This window comes from Acidimicrobiales bacterium (assembly GCA_036491125.1).
Classification (GTDB): domain Bacteria; phylum Actinomycetota; class Acidimicrobiia; order Acidimicrobiales; family AC-9; genus AC-9.
This window is the reverse complement of sequence record DASXCO010000126.1, coordinates 1-4,009: the sequence shown is the minus strand read 5'-3', so window position 1 is coordinate 4,009 and position 4,009 is coordinate 1. Positions and strand designations below refer to the sequence as shown.

The following is a 4,009-nucleotide window of genomic DNA, read 5'->3' as shown; positions in this document are numbered from 1 at the left end:
ATCGCCAGAGTTGCCCCCGCGACGCGGGTCCCCAGCCCCAACTTCAGCATCTTTCGCACCATACAGTGGGATGCTGTGCAGGGTCCAACTGCGCTCGACGCGTACACGAGCGAGGCCGTTACAGTTCCGGCGTGGCATCCGATCAAGCCGTCGTAACGGCTTCGGCCGTGCCGGTTCAGCCGGCACCCGTTGCCGTGACCGCGTGGCGGCGGGCGTTCCGGACCAGCGCAGTCACGCTCATCGCCGCCGCCGTCACCCCGTTCATCGTTCCCGTCCCCCACGCCAGAGCGGCGCTGCACCGGGCGAGAGAGGCGATCGAACGGGCTCGTCGCAAGGAGCGCGGGTGAGTCTCGGCCCCTTGGCGGTGGTGCTCCTCCTGCCGGTGTTGCTCGTTGTCGGCCTGCGCACCCAGCGCTGGACGCGTGTCGCCATTACCGGGCTCGTAGCCGCTGTCGCTGCGCTGATGTTCCCCACCGCTGCCGTCGTGATCGTGGTCGCCACACTGTTGTCGATGATCGCTGGGGCGGTGCGCCTGGGCACGAGCGGGCACGCCATCGGCAGGCTGGGCCGGACCCTCAGCGTCGCCGAGCTGGTCGTCGGGGGTCTCGCGGTGCGCTCGTGGCGACGGCGCCAGGCTCGGCGCTGGGCCGACTCCTGGGCCCGCCGAGCGAGCCAGCTGAAACTCTAAGGTCAGTAGGACCGCGCACTCAGCTATCTCCCAGGTTGCGGGGATCTACTAGGTCGTACCACTCGACGCAGCGCCAGGCCGCCAAGATCCACCCCCCCAGCAAGCCGTCGGTGCCTGCGTCGAGTGGCCCAAACATCGGTAGTCAATCCGCTATCGCCAGCGACTCAGAGGAGCTCTCGCCATGACGCTCGATGAGGTTGCCAGCCTGTCTGTTCAGCCCGTGCTCGGTCCTCCGGGACCACGCATCCTCGGCCTCCTCGCCGTCGCAGCCGTCGCCGCGATGGCCTGCGTGTTCCGCGGCGCGGCCCACGCCTGGTCACTGGTCAATCCGCCTCGCCCGCAGGCGATTCCTGTGGAGGTACCGCGGCGGAGGGTGCGCGCACCCCGCGAGTTCTGAATCGCTGCCAGTGTCGGGGGTGGATCGCACCCCGGCGACGCAGAAGGGCCGGCTCAAGCCCCGACGGCGTGGAAACCCCCGTCCACGTGGACGATCTCGCCCGTCGTCATCGGGAACCAGTCGGACAGCATGGCCACGCACGCCTGGGCCACCGACTTGGTGTCGGTGACGTCCCAGCCCAGCGGTGCCCGCTCCGCCCAGACCTCCTCGAAGCGCTCGAAGCCCGGAATGGACTTGGCGGCCAGCGTGCGGGCCGGCCCCGCCGCCACCAGGTTGACCCGGACCCCGGCCGAGCCGACGTCGCGGGCGAGGTAGCGGGCCAGGGACTCCAGCGCCGCCTTGGCCACGCCCATCCAGTCGTACACCGGCCACGCCACCCGGGCGTCGAAGTCGAGGCCCACCACCGAACCACCCCCGGCCGCTTTCAGCAGCGGCAGCAGGGACTTGGTCAGGGGCTTCAGCGAGTACGCCGATATCTGGAGGGCCACCGCGACGTCGTCCCAGTCGGCCCGCATCACGTCGCCGCCCAGACAGTCGGGCGGCGCGAACCCGATGGCGTGCAGCACGCCGTCGACCGAGCCCCAGCGTCGGCCGAGCTCCTCGGCCAGGGCGTCGAACTGGGTGGCGTCGGTGACGTCGAGCTCGAGCACGTCCGCCGGCGCCTCCAGCTTGCGGGCCGTCCGACGCGTGATCGACAGGCCCCGAGCAGCGCCGGTCAGCACCACGTCGGCCCCCTCCGCCTGGGCCAGCTGGGCCACGGCGAACGCCAGCGAGGCGTCGGTCAGCACTCCGGTGACGAGGATCCGCTTGCCCTCGAGGATTCCCATCCCACCTCCGATCTCTGGGGCCGCGGTGACGTTACCGCCACCAGAGCCGGACCCAACCAGGGCCGCGTGGCGGGCCCGCGGGTGCCACCAACCACCGCCCCCTGTGCAAGGGTGGGCCCATGAAGGTGGGATTCGTGGGAGGAACCGGTCCGGCCGGGCGTGCCCTCGCGGTGCGGCTGGCGTCGGTCGGTGTCGAGGTGGTCATCGGGTCGCGTTCCATCGAGCGGGCGGAGGATGTCGTCGAGGAGCTGGCTCGCGAGTGGCCCGACCACCAGCTGTCGATACGGGGGAAGGAGAACGAGCAAGCGGCCGAGGCGGAGCTCGTCGTCATCGCCACGCCGTGGGACTCGGCGCCCGGCATGACGGCCTCGATGGCACCCCTCCTCACCGACAAGGTGGTTGTCTCGATGGCCAACGCCCTCGTCAAGGTGGGCAACGAGCTGCACCCGCTCGTTCCTGCCCGGGGCTCGATCGCCGCCGAGGTCCAGGCCGCCGCGCCGCGCGCCATGGTGGCGGCGGCCTTCCAGCACCTGCCGGCCCGGCACCTCGGCGATCTCGACCGCCGGATCGAGAGCGACGTGTTCGTCTGCTCCGACCACCCGCAGGCCACCAAGACGGTGGCCGATCTGGTGAGCCTGATTCCGGGGCTCCGCCCCATCGACGCCGGTACCCTGGCGGCTGCGGCACCGGTCGAGGCCTTCACCGCCGTACTGGCCTCGGTCAACATTCGGTACCGTGCCCGGTCGGCGGTTCGACTCACCGGGATCGATTCGAGCTGACGCTTCGGTTGGAGCCAGATGGTGATGCAGCTGTACGACACTGCCCGGCGCCGTGTGGTGCCGTTCGAGCCGGGCCCGCTCGTCACCATGTACACGTGTGGGATCACGCCGTATGACGCGGCCCATCTGGGTCACGCCGCCGTCTACCTGACCTTCGACATCCTCCAGCGCCGACTGCGCGACCTCGGTCACCTGACCCAGTGCGTGCGAAACATCACCGACGTCGACGACGACATTCTCCGCACCGCCCGGCGCTTGGGTGTGCACTACCTCGACCTGGCGGCCGAGGAGGTGGCCCGCTTCGACGCCGACATGCGCGCCCTCGGCCTTCTCCCGGCCTACAGCGAGCCGCGGGCCACCTCTGCCATCCCAGACATTCTCGGCTTCATCGGGATGGTGCTGGACTCCGGCCACGCCTACCGTGCGGGCGGCGGCGTGTACTTCAGCGTCGACAGCTTCCCCCGGTTCGGCCAGATCAGCCACCTGGACCGGGCCGAGATGCTGCGGCTGGCCGCCGACAACGGTGGGCATCCGGACGACCCCTACAAGCGCGACCCGTTGGATTTCGTGCTGTGGCAGCCCTCGGCGCCCGACGAGCCGGCGTGGAGCTCGCTTTGGGGTGAGGGCCGGCCGGGCTGGCACATCGAGTGCTCGGCGCTGGCCATGCGGGAGCTGGGCACGACGATCGACCTTCATGGAGGCGGCACCGACCTGATCTTCCCCCATCACGAGTGCGAGGCCGCCCAGTCCGAGGCCGCGACCGGTGAACGGTTCGTTCGCCACTGGATGCACCAGGGCCTCGTCGGCCTCGAGGGCACGAAGATGTCGAAGTCCCTCGGCAACCTCGTCTTCGTGAGCGACGTGCTCAAGGAGTGGGAGGCTCCGGCGCTGCGGCTGGCCATCCTCTCGAACCACTACCGGGAGCCGTGGGAGTGGCGGGAGGGGATGCTGGGCGAGGCAACGAGCCGCCTCGAGTCCTGGCGGACAGCCGGAGCCGGCTCGGCCGGCCTCGAGCGGGTGAGGGAGTGTCTCGACAACGATCTCGACACGCCTGGCGCTGTAGCCGCCATCGACGACGAGGTCGCCGCCGGACGTGGCGTGTCCGAACCCGTCGCCCTGCTCGGCATCGCCTGACGGCGTATGCCCCGACAGGCCCATCTTTCGGACTAGTTACGCTGGGATGCCCGGAATATCCCCCTTCCAGCGGTATCAGGCGGCCCGTATCCTCCAAGTGGAGGTCCCGGCAACACGGGGCCCGACAAGGGGGAGAAATGAACGAGAACAGGTGGGAACAGGCAGGAGCTGCCGCCGGCATCGT

The 4,009-nt window shown here is 70.1% G+C and carries 6 protein-coding genes; 5 read left to right on the top strand and 1 reads right to left on the bottom strand.

What is annotated here, in order from left to right:
• The first annotated feature begins 131 nt into the window (after positions 1-131).
• The 3 genes from VGF64_10630 to VGF64_10620 all read left to right on the top strand — a co-directional run bounded on the left by VGF64_10630 (position 132) and on the right by VGF64_10620 (position 1,085).
• Positions 132-347, top strand: a complete 216-nt coding sequence (locus VGF64_10630; protein ID HEY1635203.1) for a hypothetical protein — start codon at positions 132-134, stop codon at positions 345-347.
• Complete coding sequence (locus VGF64_10625; protein ID HEY1635202.1) at positions 344-688, top strand: hypothetical protein; 345 nt, start codon at positions 344-346, stop codon at positions 686-688. Before VGF64_10630 ends, VGF64_10625 begins: the two co-directional genes overlap by 4 nt.
• Before the next feature lie 181 nt (positions 689-869).
• Positions 870-1,085, top strand: coding sequence for a hypothetical protein (locus tag VGF64_10620; GenBank protein ID HEY1635201.1), 216 nt, complete (start codon positions 870-872; stop codon positions 1,083-1,085).
• A gap of 53 nt (positions 1,086-1,138) precedes the next feature.
• Here the strand turns inward: VGF64_10620 and fabI are convergent, their stop codons facing one another.
• On the bottom strand, positions 1,139-1,912 hold the full coding sequence (gene fabI, locus VGF64_10615) for an enoyl-ACP reductase FabI (GenBank protein ID HEY1635200.1): 774 nt from the start codon (positions 1,910-1,912) through the stop codon (positions 1,139-1,141).
• A 119-nt stretch (positions 1,913-2,031) separates the two neighbouring features.
• Here fabI and npdG point away from each other — a divergent pair, with 119 nt between their 5' ends.
• Both npdG and cysS read left to right on the top strand, forming a co-directional pair.
• Positions 2,032-2,691: an NADPH-dependent F420 reductase gene (npdG, locus tag VGF64_10610; GenBank protein ID HEY1635199.1), complete on the top strand. Its 660-nt coding sequence runs from the start codon at positions 2,032-2,034 to the stop codon at positions 2,689-2,691.
• A gap of 24 nt (positions 2,692-2,715) precedes the next feature.
• Positions 2,716-3,825 (top strand): cysteine--tRNA ligase, encoded by a 1,110-nt coding sequence (gene cysS, locus VGF64_10605; GenBank protein HEY1635198.1) that lies wholly within the window; start codon positions 2,716-2,718, stop codon positions 3,823-3,825.
• The last annotated feature ends 184 nt before the right edge of the window (positions 3,826-4,009 follow it).

Coding starts and splice junctions, on each gene's coding strand:
- VGF64_10620 (HEY1635201.1), top strand. CDS start 870: ATGACGCTCGATGAGGTTGCCAGCCTGTCTGTTCAGCCCGTGCTCGGT.
- fabI (HEY1635200.1), bottom strand. CDS start 1,912: ATGGGAATCCTCGAGGGCAAGCGGATCCTCGTCACCGGAGTGCTGACC.
- npdG (HEY1635199.1), top strand. CDS start 2,032: ATGAAGGTGGGATTCGTGGGAGGAACCGGTCCGGCCGGGCGTGCCCTC.
- cysS (HEY1635198.1), top strand. CDS start 2,716: ATGCAGCTGTACGACACTGCCCGGCGCCGTGTGGTGCCGTTCGAGCCG.